The 22,265-nt window shown below is 71.1% G+C and carries 19 protein-coding genes; 12 read left to right on the top strand and 7 right to left on the bottom strand.

The features are described 5' to 3' along the window. Positions 1-85: 85 nt before the first annotated feature. From ACF1G2_RS01275 to ACF1G2_RS01260, 4 genes are all read left to right on the top strand, one after another. On the top strand, positions 86-757 hold the full coding sequence (locus ACF1G2_RS01275) for a class I SAM-dependent methyltransferase (protein ID WP_391796219.1): 672 nt from the start codon (positions 86-88) through the stop codon (positions 755-757). Positions 758-988: 231 nt separating this feature from the next. Then, positions 989-1,537 carry a GNAT family N-acetyltransferase gene (locus ACF1G2_RS01270; protein WP_391796218.1) on the top strand — a complete coding sequence of 183 codons (549 nt, stop codon included), beginning with the start codon at positions 989-991 and terminating at the stop codon, positions 1,535-1,537. Between the two features lie 156 nt (positions 1,538-1,693). Further along, positions 1,694-2,209 carry a DinB family protein gene (locus ACF1G2_RS01265; protein ID WP_391796217.1) on the top strand — a complete coding sequence of 172 codons (516 nt, stop codon included), beginning with the start codon at positions 1,694-1,696 and terminating at the stop codon, positions 2,207-2,209. Positions 2,210-2,418: 209 nt separating this feature from the next. Then, the gene (locus ACF1G2_RS01260) at positions 2,419-4,221 is read left to right on the top strand and encodes a SpoIIE family protein phosphatase (protein ID WP_391796216.1); all 1,803 of its coding nucleotides are present in this window, start codon (positions 2,419-2,421) and stop codon (positions 4,219-4,221) included. A gap of 55 nt (positions 4,222-4,276) precedes the next feature. Here the strand turns inward: ACF1G2_RS01260 and ACF1G2_RS01255 are convergent, their stop codons facing one another. Both ACF1G2_RS01255 and ACF1G2_RS01250 read right to left on the bottom strand, forming a co-directional pair. Next, on the bottom strand, positions 4,277-6,478 hold the full coding sequence (locus tag ACF1G2_RS01255; protein ID WP_391797011.1) for an OmpL47-type beta-barrel domain-containing protein: 2,202 nt from the start codon (positions 6,476-6,478) through the stop codon (positions 4,277-4,279). An 8-nt stretch (positions 6,479-6,486) separates the two neighbouring features. Continuing rightward, the gene (locus tag ACF1G2_RS01250; RefSeq protein WP_391796215.1) at positions 6,487-8,979 is read right to left on the bottom strand and encodes a ThuA domain-containing protein; all 2,493 of its coding nucleotides are present in this window, start codon (positions 8,977-8,979) and stop codon (positions 6,487-6,489) included. A gap of 196 nt (positions 8,980-9,175) precedes the next feature. Here ACF1G2_RS01250 and ACF1G2_RS01245 point away from each other — a divergent pair, with 196 nt between their 5' ends. Both ACF1G2_RS01245 and ACF1G2_RS01240 read left to right on the top strand, forming a co-directional pair. Then, positions 9,176-10,213, top strand: coding sequence for a multicopper oxidase domain-containing protein (locus ACF1G2_RS01245; protein WP_391797010.1), 1,038 nt, complete (start codon positions 9,176-9,178; stop codon positions 10,211-10,213). Positions 10,214-10,355: 142 nt separating this feature from the next. After that, positions 10,356-14,420 carry a hypothetical protein gene (locus ACF1G2_RS01240; RefSeq protein ID WP_391796214.1) on the top strand — a complete coding sequence of 1,355 codons (4,065 nt, stop codon included), beginning with the start codon at positions 10,356-10,358 and terminating at the stop codon, positions 14,418-14,420. A 77-nt stretch (positions 14,421-14,497) separates the two neighbouring features. Here ACF1G2_RS01240 and ACF1G2_RS01235 read toward each other — a convergent pair whose 3' ends face one another. Together ACF1G2_RS01235 and ACF1G2_RS01230 are read right to left on the bottom strand one after the other, a co-directional pair. Then, complete coding sequence (locus tag ACF1G2_RS01235) at positions 14,498-14,812, bottom strand: hypothetical protein (RefSeq protein ID WP_391796213.1); 315 nt, start codon at positions 14,810-14,812, stop codon at positions 14,498-14,500. A 2-nt stretch (positions 14,813-14,814) separates the two neighbouring features. Continuing rightward, positions 14,815-15,396: an RNA polymerase sigma factor gene (locus ACF1G2_RS01230; RefSeq protein ID WP_391796212.1), complete on the bottom strand. Its 582-nt coding sequence runs from the start codon at positions 15,394-15,396 to the stop codon at positions 14,815-14,817. Positions 15,397-15,742: 346 nt separating this feature from the next. On the opposite strand from ACF1G2_RS01230, the gene ACF1G2_RS01225 reads away from it, so the two are divergent. After that, positions 15,743-16,348: a GPP34 family phosphoprotein gene (locus ACF1G2_RS01225; RefSeq protein ID WP_391796211.1), complete on the top strand. Its 606-nt coding sequence runs from the start codon at positions 15,743-15,745 to the stop codon at positions 16,346-16,348. Positions 16,349-16,384: 36 nt separating this feature from the next. Here the strand turns inward: ACF1G2_RS01225 and ACF1G2_RS01220 are convergent, their stop codons facing one another. Beyond that, positions 16,385-17,281, bottom strand: coding sequence for an oxygenase MpaB family protein (locus ACF1G2_RS01220; RefSeq protein WP_391796210.1), 897 nt, complete (start codon positions 17,279-17,281; stop codon positions 16,385-16,387). Between the two features lie 540 nt (positions 17,282-17,821). Here ACF1G2_RS01220 and ACF1G2_RS01215 point away from each other — a divergent pair. The 3 genes from ACF1G2_RS01215 to ACF1G2_RS01205 are packed head-to-tail and all read left to right on the top strand — an operon-like array spanning position 17,822 to position 18,973. Further along, positions 17,822-18,523 carry an HAD family hydrolase gene (locus ACF1G2_RS01215; protein WP_391796209.1) on the top strand — a complete coding sequence of 234 codons (702 nt, stop codon included), beginning with the start codon at positions 17,822-17,824 and terminating at the stop codon, positions 18,521-18,523. A gap of 57 nt (positions 18,524-18,580) precedes the next feature. Further along, a complete protein-coding gene (locus tag ACF1G2_RS01210; RefSeq protein WP_391796208.1) occupies positions 18,581-18,754 on the top strand; it encodes a hypothetical protein in 174 nt (57 codons plus the stop codon). Between the two features lie 45 nt (positions 18,755-18,799). Further along, positions 18,800-18,973 carry a CsbD family protein gene (locus ACF1G2_RS01205; protein WP_391796207.1) on the top strand — a complete coding sequence of 58 codons (174 nt, stop codon included), beginning with the start codon at positions 18,800-18,802 and terminating at the stop codon, positions 18,971-18,973. Positions 18,974-19,111: 138 nt separating this feature from the next. Here the strand turns inward: ACF1G2_RS01205 and ACF1G2_RS01200 are convergent, their stop codons facing one another. Together ACF1G2_RS01200 and ACF1G2_RS01195 are read right to left on the bottom strand one after the other, a co-directional pair. Beyond that, positions 19,112-20,194: an SRPBCC family protein gene (locus ACF1G2_RS01200; RefSeq protein ID WP_391796206.1), complete on the bottom strand. Its 1,083-nt coding sequence runs from the start codon at positions 20,192-20,194 to the stop codon at positions 19,112-19,114. 3 nt (positions 20,195-20,197) lie between these two features. After that, positions 20,198-21,163 carry a histone protein gene (locus tag ACF1G2_RS01195; protein WP_391796205.1) on the bottom strand — a complete coding sequence of 322 codons (966 nt, stop codon included), beginning with the start codon at positions 21,161-21,163 and terminating at the stop codon, positions 20,198-20,200. Between the two features lie 197 nt (positions 21,164-21,360). Here ACF1G2_RS01195 and ACF1G2_RS01190 point away from each other — a divergent pair, with 197 nt between their 5' ends. Together ACF1G2_RS01190 and ACF1G2_RS01185 are read left to right on the top strand one after the other, a co-directional pair. Continuing rightward, the gene (locus tag ACF1G2_RS01190; RefSeq protein WP_391796204.1) at positions 21,361-21,729 is read left to right on the top strand and encodes a gas vesicle protein; all 369 of its coding nucleotides are present in this window, start codon (positions 21,361-21,363) and stop codon (positions 21,727-21,729) included. Between the two features lie 28 nt (positions 21,730-21,757). Further along, positions 21,758-22,264 carry a gas vesicle structural protein GvpA gene (locus ACF1G2_RS01185; RefSeq protein ID WP_391796203.1) on the top strand — a complete coding sequence of 169 codons (507 nt, stop codon included), beginning with the start codon at positions 21,758-21,760 and terminating at the stop codon, positions 22,262-22,264. The last annotated feature ends 1 nt before the right edge of the window (position 22,265 follow it).

Raw genomic sequence — 22,265 nt, 5'->3', positions numbered from 1 at the left:
ACGACCGGGCGGGGGTCGCCGGCCGGGGCCGGAAGACCCTGACTCTCCCGGCTCGCCTCGGCGCCGGGGGAGTACTGTCGCGAGCATGGTCGACCGCGATTCCCTCACCGCCACCCGCGACGCCTATGACGCCGCCGCCTCCACCTACGCGCGGCTGTTCCGCGACTCGCTGGCCGACGCTCCCCTCGACCGCGCGATGCTGGGTGCCTTCGCCGAGGCCGTACGGGCGGGTGGAGACCGTGAGGTCGCGGACCTGGGGTGCGGGCCCGGCCACGTCACCGCCTACCTGTCCGAGCTGGGCCTGACCGCCTTCGGCGTCGACGCCTCTCCCGCGATGATCGCGTCGGCTCGACAGGCCTGCCCGGACCTGCGGTTCGACGTGGGTTCGATGGCCGCGCTGGACATCGCCGACGGTGTGCTCGGCGGCGTGCTCTCGCGCTGGTCGATCATCCACACCCCGCCGCGGGAACTCCCCGTCATCCTCCGTGAGTTCCACCGTGTGCTGGCACCCGGGGGACATCTCCTGATCGGCTTCTGGGCGGGCGACGATCCGTCTCGTCCGACGGAGGTCCCCGACCACGCGGTCGCACCGGCCTACCGGTGGTGTCCGGATCACCTCGCCGCTCTGCTGCGCGAGGCCGGGCTGGCGGAGGCGGCCCGGATGGTCCGCGAACCCCTGCCCACCGACCGGCGGCAGTTCCAGGAGGTCCACCTCCTCGCTCGCAAGCCCCGAGCAGCGAGCCAGGCTGGCGCATAATCAGGTTCGTCCGCCAGGAGGTGGCGTCGTGCGGTTCGCGTCTGCCCCTTCGCGTCGCAGCATGGGCACCAGCTTCCGGAACCGCCTCTCTAGGCAGTCCGAACGCGCCGGGCGGGCCGGGCGGGCCCGGGCCTATAGGGGAAGGGCAGTGCCGGCAGTCCAGGCAGACGGGCCGCCACCTGAACCGAAAGCGTTGGACAGGACACCGCCGCTCGGGTGAGCATCTCCGCGATGAACAACGAATCGCTCTCCCTTCCCAAGCGCGTCCGCTTCGTCGAGCTCAGCGCCCTGGCGCTGCGCGCGCTCGCGGACGGCGACCTCGCGGCCGGCAGCGCCGAGGCCGGTGTCCTTCTCGACGACTACTTCGTCGGCGAACGCGCCCGCTGGATATTCGGCTACCGCGCCGAACAGATCGCCAAGGACCCCTCGGCCGCGCCCTGGATCGCCCGCGCAGCGGTCTCCGAGCCGGACGGCACCGTCGTCGGCGACGCCGGGTTCCACGGGCCGCCGGACGAGGCCGGTGTGGTCGAGGTCGGCTACACGGTGGCGCCCCAGTACCGCCGCCAGGGCTATGCCCGCGCCATGGTGACGGCGCTGCTCGTCAGGGCTGCCGGGGAGCCCGGCGTCAGGACCGTGCGGGCCACCATCCGGTCCGACAACAGCGCATCCCTGGCCACCATCGCGGGCTTCGGCTTCACACGCGTCGGCGAGCGGGGGAACGAGCACGACGGTCTCGATCTCGTCTTCGAGCTTCCGGTCGAGGCGATCCGGCCGGAGTAGCCGGCGAAGGTCGTGCGGCGTGGCACCGGAAGCGCCGTACGGATGCGGTGAGTTGTGCGGCAGGGAGACCTGGGCGGGGGCCGCCTGTCCGTGTCCGGGCACGAGCGGACCGAAATCCTCTCGACACCCTCCCTGCCCTGCGGCACACTTCCCGCGATGACTCGACGAACCGATACGCCTCCCGCCTGGGACGAGCGCACTCAGCTGGCTACCTTCCTCGACTACGCCCGTGACACGGCGCGCGCCAAATGTGAGGGCGTGTCGGCGGAGGACGCCCGCAAGGCCCCCCTCCCCGGTTCGCCGCTGATGACGATCTGCGGGCTGATCAACCATCTGCGGTGGGTCGAGCACTACTGGTTCGACGTGGTGTTCCTCGGCGGGGAACTCGCCGGGCCGCTCACGGAGGCGACCGACGACGACCCCGATCCCGAGATGCGCGTCGCGGTGGACATCCCGCTGGACCGGCTCCTCACCGAGTACGAGGAGCAGAGCGCCAGGTTCCGCGGCGTGGTCGCCGAGCACGACCTCGACACGAAGGCCGAGCGCCCCATCCGCGGTGGCGACCATGTCGACCTCCGCTGGGTGATCCTCCACCTCGTCGAGGAGACCTCCCGCCACAACGGCCATCTCGACATCGTGCGCGAACTCCTCGACGGTCGGACCGGCGCCTGACACCCGCCCGGCCCCGAAACGTCGGCGCGCTGAAACCATGGCGCGCCGACACGCCGGACCCGACACCCCGCCCCCGAAACGTCGACCGCCGACACGCCGGTATCGCGGCGGCAGTGCTCCCCTCGAGGGCGACCCGATCGGCCTCGGCGCGCGGCTCGGTGCATGATGTGCACCAGCAGCGGTCGAGTTCCTGTCTGGAGGCCGAAAGAGTGAACGGTGGCAACGGGAGGCGGCGCCTCACCATCCGCGCCTCAGCCGGACAGGGCACCACGGTGCACCGTTCGGCCGGCGCGCGCGGGCGGCTCGGCAGCCGGACCGGGGGCGAGGTCCCTCTCGACCGTCTCACCACGCGCGGCCGGCTCGCCTGGCTGAACTCCGCAGGGTCCAGGATCGGCACCACCCTGGACCTGGAGCGCACCGCCCAGGAGCTGGCCGAGTTCACCGTGCCCGGCTTCGCCGACGGGGCCGCCGTCGACATCCTGGAGAGTGTCCTGCGGGGCGAGGAGGGCTCGCGCTGGACGGGTACGGGCGTCCCCCTCATGCGGGCCACCGCGCTGTCCGCCGTGGAGTCGCTTTCCTCCCTGGAACCGACCCCGGTGGGCGAGACCTTCGTCCGGACCGAGGAAGGCCACGAGACGCTTCTTCACCGGTACTGCCTGCGTCAGGGCAGGCCGGTGCTGGTGAGCCGGATGCGGGACGCCGACTTCGCCAAGGTCGCGCCGACGGCGAGCGCCGCGGCATCGATGCGCGCCGCGGGGGTGCACAGCTACCTCGCGGTGCCGCTGATCGCCCGCGGGCTGCTGCTCGGCAGCGCGGACTTCGTACGAGGCCCCGGAACGCGGCCTTTCTCCACCACGGACCTCGCGCTCGCGGAACAGCTGGCCTCCCAGGCCGCCGTCTACATCGACAACGCCCGGCTGTACGGGCGCGAGCGCGAGCACGTCGTCACGTTGCAGCGCACGCTGCTGCCGCGTGCGACGCCGGTGACACCGGGGCTGCGCGTCCACGCCGAGTACGCCCCCTCGACGGCCCACCACGGGGTCGGCGGCGACTGGTACGACGTCATGGCCCTGCCCGGGGGACGTACGGCCCTCATGGTCGGCGACGTCATGGGCCACGGGCTGCCCGCCGCCGCCACCATGGGACGCCTGCGGGCGGTCGCCCGGACGCTGATGACCCTCGACATGGCCCCGGAGCGCGTCCTGGCCCGGCTCGACCTCGCCACGCGTGACCTGGAGGACGAGCAGGTCGCCACGTTCCTCTGTGCCGTCTTCGACCCGGCGGACGCCACGTACACCCTCGCCAGCGCCGGGCATCTGCCGCCGCTGCTCCTCGACGGACAGGGCTCCGCCGCGTTCGTGGACGTGCCGATCGGCGCACCGCTCGGCGCGGGAGTGATCCCGTACGACCCGGCCGTCCTCGAGGTCCCGGCGGGCGGCCAACTGGTCATGTACACGGACGGCTTCGTCAAGTCCCGGCACGCGGACCTGGACCATCAGCTGGAGCGTCTGCGGGCGGCGGCACGTGCCCTGACGCCCGAGGCTCTCGAAGCGGGCGGACTCATCGGATGTGCTCCCGCCGGCACCGCCCGGTTCGACGAGGCCGTGCACCTCGTCGCGACGACCGCCGCCCGCACCCCGGGCGACCTGCGTGAGTGGCAGCTGCCGCGGGAGGGACGCGCGGCCTCCGTCGCCCGTGGCCTGGTCACGGACCAGCTCGCCGCCTGGGAGCTGACGGAGCTCGCCGACGCCTGCGAACTCGTCGTCTCCGAACTCGTGGGCAACGCACTGCGCTACGGCAACGGCCCCGGCCGGCTCCGGCTCCTGCGCGGCGAACGCCTCGTCGTGGAGGTCTCGGACACGGGCCCGGACCTGCCCCAGATCCAGCACGCGGACCTCAGCGACGAGGGCGGCCGCGGGCTCCAGCTGATCAACATGCTCTGCCGCAGATGGGGCTCCTGCCGCACCGTGACCGGCAAGGTCGTCTGGGCGGAGCAGAACCTGCCCTCCTAGCACGGCACGGGCCCCTCCCCCGGACTCGGGGGAGGGGCCCTTCGCCGTCCGCGGTCTACAGCTCCTTCACCCGGATGTTGCGGTACGAGATGACGTCCGTCGTCCCGTGGACCTGGAGCCCGATGTAGCCGGAGGCGTAGCGCCTGCCGTCCGTGCCCGGGTCGTCGCCGCGCGGGGGCTGGAAGACCTGGCCGCCGGTGTTGTCGAACTCGTTGATCAGCTTGCCGTTGCGGAAGACCGAGTAGTGCTGGCCCTCCACCCGGATCTCGTAGTCGTTCCAGGTGCCCTTGGGCGTCACCCCGGCGCCGGCGAGGCCGACGCGGTCGAAGCCGTAGACCGAGCCCGTCTTGTACATGTCGCCGTCGGGCCGGTCGAGGACCTGGATCTCATGGCCGTACTTGATGGCGACCCACTCGGGACGGGTCTCCTCGGGGTTGTCGTGGACGTACGGGAAGCGCACGAAGACACCGCCGTTGGCGTTCCCGGCGCCGGGGGCGTCGTCGCGCCACTGCAGCTTGAGCGAGAAGTCGCCGTACTGCCTCTGCGGGAACCACAGCATGCCCATGCCCGGCACGGTGGTGCTGCTGGTCATGGCCCCGTCCGCGCCGAGGGCGAACCGGCCGCCGCCGACGTGCTGCCACTTCGAGAAGCTCGCCGCGGTGCCGTCGAACAGGTCGCGGTAGCCCTCGGTCTGTCCCGGCTTGCCGATGCCGGACTGCTTGGCGGCACGGTAGATCTTCCTGTGCTCGCGCGTGTCGATGACACCGTCGGCGAGGAGCCGGTCGATCACCGTGTCGACGTGCTTGAGGAACAGCGCGTGCGACGCCCAGTCCTTCTCGTCCTCGATGAGCTCGTTGACGGTGCAGCGGCTGTTTGTCATCCGGTTCGGGACGCCGGTGTCGACGGTCCCGACGATGACGGTCGACCGCTCGTCGAACTCGGGGCAGTTCGGCGCGGGCACCCCGCCGCCCTCGGCGACGGTGAAGGCCGTGCTCCCGGCCGCGGAGGTGTTGCCCGCCCTGTCCGTCGCCCGGTACAGGACCGTGTGGCGGCCGACGCGGTCGACGATCACCGGCGTGGTGTACGCGAGGTACGGGCCGCCGTCGAGCGAGTACTCGATCCGGTCGACGCCCGAGTCCGTGTCCGTCGCCGACAGGGTGACCGTGGCGCTGGTGATGTACGCCCCGTCGGAGTTCCGTACGCCGGCGACGGAGGCGGAGGCCACGGGGGCGGTGGTGTCGGGGTCGGGCTGTGTGACGACCGTGAAGTCGACGGACTTCTCGCCCGCCGCGTTGCCGGCCTTGTCGGTCGCCTTGTAGCGGACGGTGTGGGCGCCCGCCTCGTGCACCATCACGGGGGCGGTGTACGGCTTCCAGGCGCCGTCGCCGACCGCGTACTCGATGGTGTTGACGCCCGAGCCGGTGTCGGACGCGGTGACCGTCACCGTGGCCATGTCGAGGTAGCGGCCCTGGTCGTCCTGTTCCCCGGTCACGGTCGCCGAGGTCTCCGGAGCCGTCGTGTCGTCGGTGGGCGGGGCGACGACCGTGAACGCGGCGGTCTTCTCGGCGGCCGTGTTGCCGGCCTTGTCGCTCGCCCGGTAGCGGACCGTGTGCGCGCCGACCTGGTCGACGACGACGGGGACGGTGTACGGCTGCCAGGGGCCGTCGGCACCGACCGCGTACTCGACCTTGTCGACGCCCGAACCGGCGTCCGTCGCACCGAGCGTAACCGTCGCCTGGCCGATGTAGGCGCCGTCGGCGTTGCGGTCACCCTCGACCTTCGCGGTGGTCTCCGGCGCTGTGGTGTCCTCGCCGCCTCCCTCGGTGACCGTGAGGATGCCCTGCATCTGACCGTGACCGGGAATCGTGCACTTGAAGAGGTACCGGCCCGGGGTCAGCGTCACCTCGACGGTGTGCCGGCCGCCGTTCGCGGCGCCCGGGTTGGCCAGGATGTTGAGCGGCACGTCGTTGTTGTACTCGGGGTCCGAGACGTCGAACGTCAGGGTGTGCGGCATGCCGGTGGTGTTGCCGGTGGCCGCGCTGTTCTCGAAGACGATGGTCGTCGCACCGGCCACCGCCGTGGTCGGGAACTCCAGATAGCGGTCGATCGGGTCGCCCGCCTTCCAGGTCAGGACCTGGGCCGCGGCGGACCGCCGTCCGTCGTCGGACCTGCCGTAGGCCGATGCCGAGGTCAGCCCGACGACCATCGCCACGGCGGCCAGCAGGGCCGCCCAGAGCCGTCCGCCTCTGCGTCTCATGGTCGTCGTCACCGCGTCGCCCTCCTTGCCAGCCGGTCCGCGGCCGGCGTGGGCCCGCCGCCCTTGTAGGTCACGCGCCAGAGCGCGGAGTCGGGGTGGGAGGTGAAGAAGCCGCGCCCGTAGTCGAGGACGTACAGCGAACCGTCGGGGGCGAACTTCCAGTCCATCAGGTTGCGGATACCTCCCGGCCCGACCGGGATGATCTTCTTCAGGGACTCGGCGTGGACGGGGAGACCGCCCTTGCCGACGCTCCTCGGGTCGGTCAGCACGGCGTGCCGCGGCTGCTCCCCGTCGTAGAAGTCACCGACGAACCACTTGCCGTCCCAGTACGACGGCCACTTGACGGCCGACTCGCTCGCCGCGTCGTAGCGGTACAGCGGGCCGTTCATGGTCGCCTGCCCGCCGCCCTTGAGCCAGGGGAGGAGCAGCTTCTGCTCCTCCTGCTTGTAGCTCGGGACCCCGTTCGCGTCGCGCGGGTAGTCGACGCCGCCGCCCTGGGGCGAGTACCAGATCGTGTTCGACGTCACGGGCGGCAGGTTCACGAGGCCGTCGTTGTTCGGCGACTCGTTCTTCGGCGCGTCGCAGTCGTACCAGCCGAGCGGCTTGCCCGGATCCGTCAGGCCACGGTCCCGGTAGGGCTGCTTGTTGCCCATGCAGTACGGCCAGCCGTGGTTCCCCGCCCTGGTGATCGCGGCGAACGTGTCGTACTTGGCCGGGCCCCAGGTCGTCGACGGCGCGCCCGCGTCGGGGCCCACCCAGCCCGCGTAGAGGATGTCGGTCTTCCTGTCGACGGAGATGCGGGCGGGGTTGCGTACACCCATCACATAGATCTCGCCGCGGGTCTTGCCGCCGCCCTCGTCGGTCTCCTCGCCGGTGAAGAGGTTCCCTTCGGGGAGGGTGTAGGTGCCGTCGTCCTCGGGGTGGATCCGCAGGATCTTGCCGTTGAGGTTGTTGGTGTTGCCCGCGGTGCGGCGCGCGTCCGCGAAGGAGACGCCCCGGAAGTTCGGGGCCGGGTTGTTGCCCGAATAACCACCGCTGGATCCGCTGGAGTTCGTGTCGCCCGTGGCGATGTAGAGGTTGCCCTTGGAGTCCCAGGCCATTCCGCCGCCCGCATGACAGCAGCTGTGGATCTGGACCGGCCAGCTCAGCAGCACCTTCTCGCTCGCCAGGTCGAGCCGGTTCGTCGCCAGGTCGAGGGTGAAGCGGGAGACCCGCCGCTCGCCCATGTGCGCGGCCCGGTCGATCCGGGAGTGCGGGGTGTAGTGCAGATAGACCCAGCCGTTGGTCATGAAGTCGGGGTCGAGCTCGATGCCGAGCAACCCCTCCTCGTTCTTGACCAGCTCGTCGCCGCCGCCCTTGTTGCCGAAGACGGTGAGCGCGCCGGCCTTGGTGACCTGCTTCGTCCTCGGGTCGTAGACGTGGATCTCGCCGTTGCCCTTGCCGATGTCCGGGTTGTTCCAGTCGGTGACCACCGGAACGCTCGAGTCGGCGCCGCCGCGGCCGATGTAGAGGATGCGCCCGTCGGGCGCGGCGACCAGGCCGTGCGGTTCACCGATCTGGTCGTTCTGGCCGGGCTGGTTGGGCCGGGTGACCCGCTCGGCGGTGTAGTTGGCGTCGATGGTCGCCTTGCAGTCCGCCTGGGAGATACGGGACGTCCAGGCGATCGCGCCACGGAGATGGTCCCGGAAGTCCGTCTCGGCGTAGCTGTCGACGGTGCCGCCCATGGCGGTGTAGAAGGACCGGCCGCCGTCGTAGTCACGGCACCAGGACACCGGGTGGTCCCAGCCGTTCGGCCTGGCCGCCGGCTGGTACGAGGCCTCCCGGACCCGTGCCACGGTGTGCACGGTGCCGGACGGGTTGCGGTCCCAGTTGAACCACCTGTCCGGCCGCTTCCACTCCAGCGGAAGGGACTTCGTGGCCGGATGCTGTCGGTCGCCGACCTCCACCACCGCACGCTGGGTACCGCTCGGGGCGCCGGTGGGCCGGGCGCCGACCAGGCCGGTGAACCAGGTGGAATAGGGCTCGGTGCGTGCCGCCTCGTGGACTCCGACGAAACCGCCGCCCGCCTCCATGTAGGCCTCCAGGCCCGCCTCCTGCTCCGGGTCGAGCACGTCGCCGCCCCCGGTCAGGAACACCACCGCGTTGAAGCGGCCGAGCCGCCTGGCGTCCGTGAAGACCCCCGGGTCGTCGGTGGCCTCCGTTCGGAAGCGCCCGGCGGCCGGACCGGTCAGCCCGATGCTCTCGACGGCCGCGATGCCCGCGTCGACCGTCGGCGACTCCGCGGTCGCCGAGCCGTGGAAGACGAGGACGCGGACGTTGGCGCCGCCTGGCGGAGACGGTAGGGACAACGTTGTCGAGGCGGAGGTCGACGGTGGATCCGGATACGGTCTGGCCGAGGCGGGGTCGCCGCCGAGCAGGGAGGCGGTCAGGGCTGCCGCCCCAAGTGCCGCCACTGCAAGCCCTGTTCTTGATCTCGACCGGTGATGTGGTGTGCGCTTCATGGGTCACCCATCCCTCTGAGGTCACAACGACAGCCGTTGAAGCTAGACCCCTTTGGCTGGTTCGCCAAGGGCTATGACCTCAACTGGACGAACTTTGTCCTGGACGTGGATAAACGAGAGTCGTCCCGCTACCGTGTGGGCCGTCCCCAGGGGCCCTTCACCCCGTCAATCTCCACCGATGACCGGAGAGTTCGACATGGACAGACGCAGCTTCAACCGTCGCCTGCTCGCGGGCGGGGCCGTCGCCGCGACCGGCGTGACATCGTTGTCTATCGCCTCCGCCTCAAGCGCCGCACCTGGCACGGCCGCCACGGCCGCCACACTGAGGACTGCCCCGGCCGGCGGGCAGGTACGCCATCTCCGGCTGTTCGCCGAGAAGTTGGCCGACGGGCGGATGGGGTACGGCCTGGAGAAGGGCAAGGCAACCGTGCCCGGCCCGCTCATCGAACTCAACGAGGGCGACACCCTTCACATCGAGTTCGAGAACCTGATGGACGTCCCCGTGAGCCTCCACGCGCACGGCGTGGACTACGACATCGACAACGACGGTACGAGGATGAGCGGCAGCCATGTCGAACCGGGCGCCACCCGCACGTACACCTGGCGCACCCATGCCCCGGGCCGGCGCTCCGACGGCACATGGCGCCCCGGCAGTGCGGGGTACTGGCACTACCACGACCACGTCGTGGGCACGGACCACGGGACCGGAGGCATCCGCAAGGGTCTGTACGGAGGTCTGGTGGTGCGCCGCAAGGGCGACATCCTGCCGGACAAGCAGTTCACGATCGTCTTCAACGACATGACGATCAACAACCGTCCGGCGGCCGACCCGCCCAACTTCCTGGCCACGGTGGGTGAACGGGTGGAGATCGTCATGATCACCCACGGCGAGTACTACCACACGTTCCATATGCACGGTCACCGCTGGGCGGACAACCGTACGGGTCTGCCGGCCGGCCCCGACGACGTGAGCCGGGTCGTCGACAACAAGATCACGGGCCCCGCGGACTCCTTCGGTTTCCAGATCATCGCGGGCGAGCACGTCGGGGCGGGGGCGTGGATGTACCACTGCCACGTCCAGAGCCACTCCGACATGGGGATGGCCGGCCTCTTCCTGGTGGCCAAACCGGACGGCACGGTCCCGGGCCACGACGGCCACGGAGCACATCACACGGCCGCCGCGGAGGAGAAACCGCGGACCGGCCCTTCCACCGACGGTACCCACGACCACTGACGGGGCGCCCCCGGGCCCCGGCAGCGGTCCGCCCTCGCGTCCGGGCGGCCCGCGGTGTGCGGTGATCGGCGCGGCTGCGGCGGTGTCAGCGGCGCCGCGTAGCGTGTGGTTGTCGATCAGCACCACGGGGAGACGGGCGCACATGGGCACGCGTGTCGAAAAGAACGGCTACACAGCAGAGCTGACGGATGATCTGGAGGTCGTCTACCGCAACCCGCGGGGGCGGAAGCTGAAGGAGTATCCCGGCGCCCTCTCCGGGGCTCCGGGGCTCCCCGCGCTGCACGAGGCGCGGAAGCATCTGAGGAATCAGCGCGAGGAGTGCCGTCTGCGGGCACAGGAGTGGGCGCAGGGCGGGGTGCGCGTTCCGCGTGCGCTGGCCGACGCCGATCCCCTGTGGCGGGAGGCGCTGGATGCCGAGCAGGTCGAGCTCACGGACGAACTGGGCGAAGGCGGGCTGTGGGCTCGCACGTACACCGGCTTCGACGGCCGCACGCTGACCCAGCTGCTCCCCGAGCAGCTCATCCCGTACCGCGACCGCCTGATGCGTGAGCAGCACTGGGAGCCGGACGGTTTCTTCTCCACCGGCGTACTGGACCCGTCCGACGGCGCGCTGCCCTTTCCCGAGCGGATCATCGCAGCTCACCCCGGCCGCGAGGAGCTGGCGACCGAGAAGGTCATCGCCCTGGAGGGACGTACGGGCGAGTGGCGGTACATCTTCAAGGCCGAGATCGACAGCGTCCTTCACGGAGTGGAGGAGTCGGCTCCCGACCTGCTGATCACGCTCCTCGACGAGATGGCCGACCTGGCCCTGCGGCGGAGCGAACCGGCGATGGCCACGGCGTGGTTCGGGCGGGCCCGCACCGCCGAGCGTGTGCAGGCGCGCAAGGTCGACGGCGAGTGGCTGCTGGGCCGCTACCTGGCGTTCGCCGACGGCGACGCCCTCTCCGCCACGGTGCTGCGTGCATGGGCCCGCGATCTGGCGGTCAAGGGGGTGGCGACCCGGACGGACGTCGACCGCTTCCGCACGGTGGCGATCCGGCGGCTCCGGGCGTCGTCCGAGGTGTACCCGCAGCTCGGCGCCGACGTGCGCAAGATCGCCAAGGCCGCCGGCCTGGAGCCCGAGAGGGAACTGGCCACGCTGCTCGGGGAGATCTTCGCCGCCGGCGCTCTCTCCCTGACCGACGACAAGTTCTGGACCGACTGCCTCAAGGGCTCGGCCATGGACCTCCTGGGCGAGCACACCTCCACGGCGGTCGAGCAGGTGCTGAAGCTGAGCCCGAGGTCCTTCGGCCACAGTGCCCCCCTGTGGCGCGAGTTGCTGGAGCGCACCGGCGCGCTGGCACAGCTCACCGGTGAGGCCGAGGGCCTGCCCGACGGCGAGGCCGCCGCCTGGCTGGCCCGGTGTGTCCGGTCGAACAGCAACCAGAAGGGCCCCTGGGCCGTCATGTACGAGATCGCGGAGAAGCTCGCGCCTCGTCTGGCGGCCGACGGTGTCCCCGTGCGGTTCCGCTATCGGAAGATCGGTGAGCGGGGCGACGGCGTGACGCCTCTCGACCTGATCGACCTCCTGCTGGAGCACGGCGCGCCGGTCGCCGACCCGCCGGAGCTCCTCGGCCCGACGCCGCTGTACGCCCTCGCGTTCGGCCGCCGACCGAAGCTGGAGCACCTCCAGGCGGACGCGCGCTTCGAACGCGCGCTGCGCGCACGGGTGCGTGCCGATCTGGAGATGACCACCCAGGACCTGGCGTCCAACGCCTGGTACCAGCCGCACGAGACCAAGGGCTGGCAGGAGATCCCCGCGCTCTTCGACAATCCGCTCGGACATCAGGAGATCCGTGCCTGGTGCGACCGTGAGCGGGCGAAGCTTCGAGCGGGCGTCGACTTCGAGGAGCTGGTCCTCCTCCTCGGCCGGTTCGTCCATGTGGGCGTGGCGGTGGAGCTGCTCCTCAAGGACCCGGACGCCGCGGCGGAGTTCGCGGCGGTGGACGTCATGCCGCTGCTGATGGCAGAGCTGCCGGACACCGTCACGCGCGCCGAGGTGGAGGCGGCGATGGGCGGACTCCAGCCCTACGGCGTCGAACGCGAGGGTGTCCGAGGCCCCAATCGCGGACCGATCATGGAAGCGCTGCCGCAGCTGGGGGAGCCGATCACCAGCCTGGCCGCCCGTTCCGTGGTCATGGCCGTCAACTGCCGTGCCGGTCTTGAGCGGCTCGTCCGCCGTCTCACCCCCGGTGAGGGCGACGCCAGGCCGGCCCCCGGCGCCGGGCGTGACGACAACTTCACCCGGCTGGGCCGCCAGATGATGCGGCTCGCGACGCAGGGGACGGACGTCTGGGGCGGCGATCTCGAGCAGGCCACCACGACGTTCGACCTCTCCTTCCGCCACGACCACTTCATGGCGGCACATGCCTTCGCCGCTCCGCTCGCCCTGTGCGCCGTCTCCTCGAGGCCACGCGGCTCGGCCGCCCAGGCACTGCTGGCGTACGCCGCCCACCCCGTCGCCTCCGGCGAACCGGGGAAGTGGCGACTCGTCCGCTGCGAGGCGCCCGAGAGCCGTGCCCTGGTCCGCGCACCGGCCCACGGGAAGGTCTACCGGACGGCGACGTCCGTCTCCTTCGTACTGGCCAGCCGAGGGAAGGACCCCCAGCGGACGCTGTGGGAGTACGCTCCCGACGGTTCCTTCGCCGAGGACGGCCCGCTGGCGTCCGCGGGAGTCAAGCTCACGCATGCGGAGGTGCTGGAGCCGGTGCGCCCGGCCGCCTGGTTCGCGCGGTTCGCCGAGTTGTACCGGGAGCACGGCCCGGCACCGGCCCGCCCGGACCTGGCCCACGCCTTCGCGGAACAGCTGGGGCTCACACCGGTCGAGGCGACCGTGCTGCTGACGGCGCACGTCCGCTGCACGCCACACCAGCTGGAGACGCAGGGTAACTACCGTTCACGTCAGGGCTCCTACGACCTGGAGCCCTGGAAGGTCCGGCGGGCGGAGGCTGACCAGGCGGCGGACGGGCTGCTGTCCGATCTCGGCCCCCGGTTCGTCGCCACCCTCTACGACAGGCTCCTCCCCGACGACCCCGAGAAGCTCTGGACCACGGGGCCCGACGTGGACCGCGCCGCCGCCTGGTGGCGGGAGGAGCTGGGCACTCCTCTGCCCGTGCCCACCGCGCTGCTGCCCCTCGCCACCAAGGAGACGCTGCTGCCCAAGGGCGAGGCGGCCCTGTCCCGGGAGCTGCTCAAGGGGAACCCGGCCTGGTGGCCCAATCTGCGGCTGCCCGCCCTGCTCGGTCGCCTCGCCCTGGGGGACGGGTGTCTCGGCCGGCACCGGGCAGGCCTGGCGGGTGAGCCACAGCTGCTGGCCCTGCCCAGGCTCGCCGCCTGGATCGCGTACCGCACCCCGGCCGGTGATCCGTTGCGCCCCGCGGTCGGCGCGGCGATCGCCAGGCTGTGCGAGGAGAGGGCCTCGGTCTCCGGACCGCTCCGGCTCTTCTCCCTGCAGAGCAACTACCTGATGGGCGCGCCCCCTTCCACCGGCGCGCTCACCGCACATCCGGCGGTGACCGAAGTGGCGGACGCGGCACACGACATGAGTCACGTGTACGTCGACCCCGCGGCGCTCAAGGGGCCGCACGATCCGGTGCTGGAGACGCTGGACGCGTACCTCGACTCCGTGCTGCCCTCCCAGTGGCTGCCCAGCCCTTCCGGGCTGCCCGCCCTCGCGGACCTGCGGCTCGTGCTGAGCGACGACTTCGCCGCGCTCGGCGAACACCTCGCCACCGACGGCGAGCGGCGCCCGGGCTGGGAGCAGGACCCCACGCGCTCCGTGCCGCAACTGGTCGAGGAGTGCGCCCGGGCCTTCGGACTGAGCGAGGACGCCGCCGCGCTCTACCTCATGCTGCTCGCCCTGCCGGATCCGACGGACCGCAACGTCAAGGCGTGGACGGGGTGGAAGCCCGCTCGTTTCAAGGCCGCCGAGGCCGAACTCGGTTCCTCGGGACGTGTGTTGCGCGCGACCCGGCCACGCGCGGGCCGCTCACTCTTCCTGCCGGGAGCATGGCAGGAGCGCAAGCCGCCGCGCCTCCCGATCGAGGTGGCCAAGCTGGGCCTGCTGCCGCTGGCCAGGGAGCACCGTTCGACGACCCACCTGGCCGCGGTGCCCTCCGCCCCGCTGCCCATGCTGTTCACGCGGGCATGGGAGGGCCGTACGAACTGATCTGCCGCCATGCCGTGTCCGGTGGGGGTGGGGACGCTGTCCCGCCCCCACCGGGGCGCCCATGCGCCTCTCGGGAATCACCCGTCGGCTGCGGGGTGGGTCTTGGCGAGGGTGCAGACACCGTCCACGCACTGGCGTTCCAGCCGGCCGCGGGAGATGGTCTGCGCCAGGCCGACCATCCAGCACGTGGGGCAGCCACGGAAGGCGATCAGCGCCAACGGGGCCGCCAGCAGGGAGACCGGTCCGACGACGGGGACCAGAGCGATCGAGCCGATGCCCAGTCCGAAGCCGATGACGCCGCGCGCCAGGTGGCGCGGGACGGATGTGCTGGCGAAGTCCGGTGGCGCGGGCTGGGTGGGCTTCTCGGTGTGCACGGCGTTCAGGGTGTTCACGGTCAAGACTCTCCTCCGACTGGTCGGCCGACGGCCTGATCGGTTGTTTCGAGTGAGTGGCGCAGGGCGGCACGCGCTCGGTGCAGCCGTGACTTCATCGCCGCGCTGCTCAGACCGAGCGCATGGGCGACGGCTTTGCCGGGCAGGCCCTGCACGTCCCGCATGATCAGGACCTGCCGCTGGTCACGGGGCAGGGCCCCGACCGCGGCCGCCAGCCGCTCCACCTCCAGTCTGTGCAGGGCCGCCTCCTCGGCCGAAGGCTCCGGCGGCGCGTCGGGTTCGGCCGACGCCTCGTCGCTCCGCGCGACGAGCAGCCGTACCTGCCGGAGGCATTCGTTGCGCACGATCCGGAACATCCACGAGGCGAGCGCGCCGCTGGCCCGCAAGGTGCCGATCTTCCGGTAGAGGATGATCAGCGCCTCCTGGGCCGCGTCCTCGGCATCCTGCGGCGAGGCGCACAGCGCTCTGGCGAACTTGCGCACATGCGGCTGCGATTCCATGACGACGGTGGTGAGCGAGGTGAGGTCGCCGTCCTGAGCGGCTCTGATCAGCCGCTCGTCCGGCCAGGAGAAGCGTGGGTTCATGGTGCTCGTTTCCGGAAGGGCCCGTGGGCGGGGCTGGTCAGCTGCGGCTCTTGTAACGGCGCATCAGGTGCCAGCTGCACGCTCCCACCAGCAGCACTCCGATCACGACGAGGCCGGTAACCATCATGGGTGTTTCCCTCACTGTTCTGCCGGCGCGTTCGGCCGGTACGCAGATAGGAGGCGGGGAGACCCGGAGAGGATTCACCTCCGGCCGAAGTTTTTCCCGCACCCCTGCGCCGGGCCCCCGTCCGCCCTGGCGCGCACGCCCGTAGACTTCAGCATTGATCTCATGCGACTCGCCTGCCGGCCGACCCGGTCCTCGCCCGCCGACAACAGGAGCTGACCCATGACCACACCGCGCGACATACTCTTCACCGCCCTGGACGCGGCACCTGGTCGCACGGTGGACCGGGGCGAGCTGTCCCTCGGGCTGGCGGGGGCCGAGCTGATCGATCTGATCGCCGCCCGGGCCGTCGAGTTGGACGGCGATCACATCGTGCCGGCCGACGAGCGCGTGCCCGACGACGCGCTGTTGCAAGCCGCCGCGTCGGCGCTGGTACGGGAGGAGCCGTACGAGACGGTGGAGGACTGGCTGTGGCGGCGGGGCCGTGACCTGGCCGCGGTCTACCTGACAGCGCTGGAGGCGGAAGGCCTGCTCACGCGGCAGCGAAGCCGCTGGACGCCGTTCCGGGCCGAGGGCGAGCCGGAGCTCCTCGATTCCCCCGCCCGCAGTGGTGCGACCGACCGTTTGACCGCGCGCGAGCCCGTGCTCACCGCTCTCGCGACGGCCGTCGGAGTCCGCGACGAGGCAGCGGTGGACTCCGGGGACCTGCCGGACGGAGTGGAGGCGGTGGTCGCCGCCGTCGGCGAGGCGGAGTTGGAGCTGGCGGCCGAACGGCAGCGCCGGGACGTCGAGCAGGCGGCCTTCGACAACATCTGGCGAGCGGTCTGACGGGCCGCGTACCGGCGCCGCCCCCGGGCGGTCCGGCTACGCCGAGCCCTGTCGCCCGCCCGGCTGCGGGGGCGGCAGAGAGGTGATCGCCCAGCGGACGGCGGCGGTGATCGTACGGCCCCCGGGCCGCGCGAGCGGCAGCATGACGCGCGTGGTTCGGGGCGGATCGAGCCAGTCTCTCGCCCACGGGGGCAGCAGGTCGACCGCCGCGGCCGCCAGGAAGCCGTAGGGAAGCCGGGCCGGGGCCGGCAGCGGAGGCCGGGAGAGCAGATAGCGCGCGGCCTCACGGGATTCCGGGGTGGCGCGCAGCTCGGGGCGGTACTCGGCGAGCCGGGCCGTGAGTTCGGCGCGCGTCTCGGGCGGGCGCTCCGCGCCCAGGGAGCGCGCGACCCGGGCCATGTCGGCCACGTATCCGTCCTCACCGGACGGGTCCAGCGGTTGCCGGCCGTACCGCTGGTAGGCCCGCAGGAAGCACTCCGTCTCCGCGACGTGCACCCAGGCCAGCAGGTGCGGATCCGCGGCGCTGTACGGCGCCCCGGCCTCCGTCCTGCCGTGGATCCGCCCGTGCACCTCCCGGACGCGGACCACCGCTCGTTCCGCGTCCGCAACCGTGCCGAACGTCGTCACGGCCAGGAACGTGCTGGTCCGCTGGAGCCGGCCCCACGGGTCCCCCTGGAAGCCGGAGTGGGCGGCAACCGCCGCCATGGCGATCGGGTGCAGGGACTGCAGCAGGAGCGCGGCGAGGCCGCCGATGTACATCGACGCGTCCGCGTGCACCAGCCGTACCGGCCGTTCGGGACCGAACCAGCGTGGGCCGGGCGTGCCGTGGATGCGTGCACGCTTCTGGTGCGCCTCGGGGCCCGCGACCCGGTAGAGCAGGGACTCGCCGGCTCGCTCGCGCAATCTGCCGAGGTACGGCGTTGGCCGGAGCACAGGTCCAGTATGTCTCGCCGCACCGACAGAACCCCCGGCATGGACGGCAGGCGCGCGGGCACGCGTAGAGGCATGAGTGGAATGGTCACGACCATGCACAGGCTGTCCACGGCTCCGTCCGGGGCACGGTCCGCGGCACCGGCCTCGACGCTGCCGACGACTGCTCCGGGGCGCGAATCGAGCGAGGTGGTCCTCATGGGCACGCCTCCCAACGATCCCGTACCACCGAGCCCCACACCGGCGCCCGGCCCGGGCCCCGGTCCCCAGCCGGGCCCGGTCCCCGGGCCCGTCTCCCCGCCGGGCGGGCCGGACCCCGTCCCGCCGGCACCGCCGCGGCCGGAACCCGATCCGCGGCCGCAGCCCGGACCGCGACCGGAGCCCCAGCCGCACCCCGGGCCCCTTCCCGGCCCGCTGTCGCCCCCTGAACCCGTCACCTGACGGCCCCGCGCATCATCACGCCCGGAGCGGGCAAACGCAGCAGCGCGAGGAAGGACAAGGCGCCGGAAAGGACGGAAGCGCGCGCCAGGACAGGAGGCAGACATGGCTGCACACACGGGACAGGACCGGCGGAGCGCGGCTCTGTTCGACCTCGACGGCACGCTCGTGGACACCACGTACCTGCACACGCTCGCCTGGTGGCAGGCCCTGAGGCAGCACGGACACGACGTTCCGATGGCGCGGATCCACCGGGCGATCGGAATGGGCGCCGACCGGATCCTCGACGCCCTCCTCGGCTCCGGCCGGTCGCGCTCGGAGGACGAGTCGCTCGCCGACGCCCACGGGACGCTCTACGCGGTCTGGTACGACGTCCTGCGGCCCTTCGACGGCGCGGCGGACCTGCTGCGGGCAACGGCCGCCCGGGGCTGGACCGTGGTCCTCGCCAGCTCCGCGTCCGAGGACGAGGTGGCGGCGATCCGCCGGGCGCTGGACGCCGACGAGGTGATCGCGGCGGCCACCGCCGGCAGCGACGTGGACACCACGAAACCCGCCCCCGACCTGGTGGAACAGGCGCTGGAAGAGGCGGGTGCCGCGGCGGAGGACGCCGTCTTCGTCGGCGACACGGTGTGGGACGTGGAGGCCGCCGGCCGGGCCGGAGTGCCCTGCGTCGCCCTGCTCACCGGCGGGACCTCCCGCGAGGAGCTGGAGAAGGCGGGAGCGGTCGCCGTGTACGAGGACGCGGGGGAACTGCTCCGACGGGTCGACACGAGCCCGCTGGGGCGCCCGAGCAGATCGGATTCCTAGGTTCCGATTCTGGGTCCGGGGTAGGCGCTGAAAGAGAGACTTCGAGGGAGGACCGGAATGAGTGCCAAGGAGAAGGCAAAGGCCAAGGCCGAGCAGGTCACCGGCAAGGCCGTGAGGAAGGCCGCGAACGCGAGCGGCGACAGGACCACCGCCGCGAAGGGCGCGGCCCTGGAATCGCGCGGCAAGGCGCGGGAGGCCAAGGAGAAGGGCAAGGACGCCTTCAAGCGCTGACCGTCCCGCACTGAACGGCATTCGAAAAAGAGAAAGGTGAGTGTCATGGCCGGAGGCAAGAAGGCCAAGAACATGGCGAAGACGACCAAGGGCAAGGTCAAGGAGACCACGGGGAAAGCCGTCGGAAACGAGAGCCTGGAGATGAAGGGTCGGGCCGAGCAGGCCAAGGGTGACGCGAAGCAGACGGTCCAGAAGGCCAAGGACACCCTGAAGCACTGACCGGTCCGAGGCGGCACGGGAATCCCCGGAACGCCGCACGTGGCGGAGGAGCGGCTCCCCCGAGGAGCCGCTCCTCCGCCACGTGCGCGCGCCGGTCGCGATCAGTGCGACCGGCGCGCAGCGCGTGCGCCTGCGCCATCAGCGCCTGCGCCGACGGCGCGGGGGCGTCTCCTCCTCCTCGTCGTCCTCGGGCTCTTCCTCTTCCTCGTCCTCTTCCTCGTCCTCGTACTCCTCGTCCTCCGGCTCTTCCTCGCCCTCGCCCTCGACTTCGTCCTCTTCGTCGGGCTCGTCCTCGTCCTCCCCTTCGTACGCGTCCTCGGGCTCCTCGCCTTCCGCGTAGTCGTCGTCCTCCTCGCCGCCTCCGCCTTCCTCCTCTTCGTTCTCTTCGTTCTCCGCTTCCTCCTCCTCCATCGCCTCTTCGTGACTGCGGACCACTTCACTGTCACGGATCTCGCCGCGCCACCCTTCCGGCTCGTCGTCGGTGAGAGTGACGTAGCGGCGGAAGTGCTTCATGTCCAGGCGAAGGCGCCGGCCCTGGGCCCGCCACAGGTTGCCCGTCTTCTCGAAGAAGCCCGAGGGGTAGTACTCGACGGTGAGGAGGATCCGTGTCAGGGACGGGCCCAGTTCGTGGAAGCTGACGCAGCCTCGCGTCGAGCCCTTGGCCCCTTCGGAGGTCCAGATGATGTGGTCGTCGGGGACCTGCTCCTGGACGGTCGCCTTCCAACTGCGGGTCGACGGGCCGACCTTGACCTTCCAGTCGCTGGTGGTCTCGTCGCCCTGCGAGACGTCGCGCACACCCTTGGTGAATCCGCTGAAGTCCTCGTACTGGGTCCAGTGGTCGTAGACCCTGCGGAGCGGCGCGCCCACGTCGACCGTCTCGACCATGCTGGTGAGCTTCTGGCTGCCGCTCTTGCGTTTGCCCTTGCCCGAACCGAAGAGGTTCGACGCCGTGTCGGTGACCTTGTCCTTCAGATCGCCGAGCTTCTGGCCCACGATCGCCTTGACCGGGGAGTCGCCCTGGAGCAGTCTTCCGCCGATGTCCGTGAGCTTGCCGCCGTTCTCCGCGACGTCGTAGAGCTGGTCGGTGACGTCCCCGAGCTTGTCCGTGGCCTTCTCGGCCAGTTGGCCGGTCTGGGCCGAGACGAAGTCGCCCAATTCGCCGAGCAGGCGGTCCAGGCCGGATCCGGACTCCTTCGCTTTGCTGCGGTCTTCCGGTGCCATGACCTACCTCCGCGTCGACGGCTTGCGCGCTGCCGTCTTCTTCGCTGCCGACTTGCGTGCCGGGCTCTTGCGCGCCGTGGTCTTCTTCGCGGGCGCCTTCTTGGCCGCGGACTTCTTGGCGGGTGCCTTCTTCGCCGTCGTCTTGCGCGCCGCCGTCTTCTTCGCCGAACCGGATGTCGTCTTCTTCGCGGGGGCGGACTTCTTGGCGGATGCGGTCTTTTTGGCGGGAGCGGTCTTCTTGGCGGCCGTCTTCTTCGCCGCGGTCTTCTTGGCGGGTGCCTTCTTCGCGGGAGTGGCCTTCTTCGCGGGCGCCTTCTTCGCCGGGGCGGCCGACTTCTTCTTCGGGGCGGCCGATTTCGCCGCGCCGCGACCCTGGGACGTCGTACGGGAGGGCCGGCGTGCACGTGGCTTCTCCGGCTCTTCCTCGGCCTCAGGCTCCTCGGGTTCCTCTTCTTCTTCCTCCTCCCAGTCCTCCTCGTCCTCCCCCTCGTACTCCCCGGGCTCTTCCTCCCCGGGCTCTTCCTCCTCGTCCTCCGCCTCCTCGTCCTCGTACTCCTCCTCAGGCTCCTCCTCGGGCTCCTCCTCGGGCTCCTCCTCGTCCTCGTAGCGCCCTTCGTCCTCGTCCTCGTCTTCGCTCTCGCCCTCCTCTTCGTCCCCACTGCCGATCGCCAGCGTGCGCGAGTGGAGCGAGTCGGCGAGGTCCGTGAGCTTGCGGTTGGCCGCCGCGGAGAGCGCCTGGCGGCCGGCGTCGAGGGCCTCTCCCCGGAGCTGGTCGCCTATCTCGGCGACCTGTGGAATGTCCTTGAGGGCGGTGAGCCCCTGCGTCACAAGCTGCTTCGGGTCGAGGCCGAAGCGCCGCCCCGCCAGGTATGTCGCGATGCTGAAGGCAACGCGAGCCTTCTTCGTCCGTCCCAGTACGTAACCCCCGGCCACCGCGGCCGCCAGGGCGATCTTGGTCGTGTCCTCCATGACCTATGTCCCTTCACCGGGTGCCTGCGGCCTCACCGTCGCCTCGAAAGGAACATCCGGCCTTGGCCGCGCTTTCGCACCGTCGCCCATGAAGGCCGCCGCTCGGGCGGTAGGAGCCTGCACTCCCGGGCATGACACTTACCCCTATATGATGAAATTCTAGCCTTTTATGGCGGTACGTTCTCTGGAAGTGACTTATGGCCGCAGCAGATCCGTCTCGCCCTCGGCGGGCGGCGTCGCGCGCCGGCGAAGGACGCGAGAAGCGTCCACCCGCTCGGCGACGATCCGCGTCGAGCGGAGCGAAGACCGTCGACGCCGCCACGGCGATGAGTTCGGCCGCCGGCCAACTCGCCAAACTCCTCGGGAGACCGCCCGAATCCGTCTCCTCGCTCAAACCGACCGAGTCGGGATGGGAAGCCCAGGTGGAGGTGCTGGAGCTTGAACGGATCCCCGACACGACCAGCGTGCTCGCCAGCTACAGAGTCGAGTTGGACGAGGAAGGCGCGTTGATCTCCTTCGAACGAACCCGTCGCTACAACCGCGGAATGATCGATCGGCCGACCTGAGAATCGGTCCGCCGTGAAAGGAGGCGCCATGACCATGGTGCCGCAGAGCGGCAGCGCCGTCAGCACCGGCGGCAGGGGCTCCAGCAGCAGTCTTTACGACGTACTTGAGCTCATCCTGGACCGCGGTCTGGTGATCGACGTCTTCATCCGCGTCTCGCTGGTGGGAATCGAGATCATCAAGATCGACGCCAGGATCGTCGTGGCCAGCGTGGACACGTACCTGCGCTTCGCCGAAGCGTGCAACCGACTCGACCTCGAAGCGGGCCGCAAGGCGCCGGCCCAGCTCCCCGAGGTCGTCGGAAACATGGTGGAGGGCGGAGCCCACGGCAAGTCCAAGGGAGCGCTCAGCGGGGCGGTCGACGCGGTCAAGGAGTCCCTGACAGGCGGGTCCGGAAGCGACGAGGACCCCGACGAGGAGACGGAGGAGGAACCCGAGGAACTGGAGGACGAGGCCGACGAGGAAGAGCCGGAGAAGGAGCCCGCTCCCCGACGGCGGCGGCCGGCCCGACGGCCGACGCGTCGGGAGAAGGAGTGAC

The organism is Streptomyces sp. NPDC013457 (genome assembly GCF_043089925.1).
Taxonomy (GTDB): Bacteria; Actinomycetota; Actinomycetes; order Streptomycetales; family Streptomycetaceae; genus Streptomyces.
Note: the sequence above shows the minus strand (reverse complement) of the source record. Positions and strands in the feature narration are given on the sequence as shown.

Bases quoted from the DNA above. Each gene is read 5' to 3' on its own strand.
- ACF1G2_RS01230 (WP_391796212.1), bottom strand. From the start codon at position 15,396: ATGAACCCACGCTTCTCCTGGCCGGACGAGCGGCTGATCAGAGCCGCT.
- ACF1G2_RS01225 (WP_391796211.1), top strand. From the start codon at position 15,743: ATGACCACACCGCGCGACATACTCTTCACCGCCCTGGACGCGGCACCT.
- ACF1G2_RS01265 (WP_391796217.1), top strand. From the start codon at position 1,694: ATGACTCGACGAACCGATACGCCTCCCGCCTGGGACGAGCGCACTCAG.
- ACF1G2_RS01200 (WP_391796206.1), bottom strand. From the start codon at position 20,194: ATGGCACCGGAAGACCGCAGCAAAGCGAAGGAGTCCGGATCCGGCCTG.
- ACF1G2_RS01275 (WP_391796219.1), top strand. From the start codon at position 86: ATGGTCGACCGCGATTCCCTCACCGCCACCCGCGACGCCTATGACGCC.
- ACF1G2_RS01195 (WP_391796205.1), bottom strand. From the start codon at position 21,163: ATGGAGGACACGACCAAGATCGCCCTGGCGGCCGCGGTGGCCGGGGGT.
- ACF1G2_RS01240 (WP_391796214.1), top strand. From the start codon at position 10,356: ATGGGCACGCGTGTCGAAAAGAACGGCTACACAGCAGAGCTGACGGAT.
- ACF1G2_RS01250 (WP_391796215.1), bottom strand. From the start codon at position 8,979: ATGAAGCGCACACCACATCACCGGTCGAGATCAAGAACAGGGCTTGCA.
- ACF1G2_RS01245 (WP_391797010.1), top strand. From the start codon at position 9,176: ATGGACAGACGCAGCTTCAACCGTCGCCTGCTCGCGGGCGGGGCCGTC.
- ACF1G2_RS01190 (WP_391796204.1), top strand. From the start codon at position 21,361: ATGGCCGCAGCAGATCCGTCTCGCCCTCGGCGGGCGGCGTCGCGCGCC.
- ACF1G2_RS01205 (WP_391796207.1), top strand. From the start codon at position 18,800: ATGGCCGGAGGCAAGAAGGCCAAGAACATGGCGAAGACGACCAAGGGC.
- ACF1G2_RS01255 (WP_391797011.1), bottom strand. From the start codon at position 6,478: ATGAGACGCAGAGGCGGACGGCTCTGGGCGGCCCTGCTGGCCGCCGTG.
- ACF1G2_RS01210 (WP_391796208.1), top strand. From the start codon at position 18,581: ATGAGTGCCAAGGAGAAGGCAAAGGCCAAGGCCGAGCAGGTCACCGGC.
- ACF1G2_RS01185 (WP_391796203.1), top strand. From the start codon at position 21,758: ATGACCATGGTGCCGCAGAGCGGCAGCGCCGTCAGCACCGGCGGCAGG.
- ACF1G2_RS01270 (WP_391796218.1), top strand. From the start codon at position 989: ATGAACAACGAATCGCTCTCCCTTCCCAAGCGCGTCCGCTTCGTCGAG.
- ACF1G2_RS01215 (WP_391796209.1), top strand. From the start codon at position 17,822: ATGGCTGCACACACGGGACAGGACCGGCGGAGCGCGGCTCTGTTCGAC.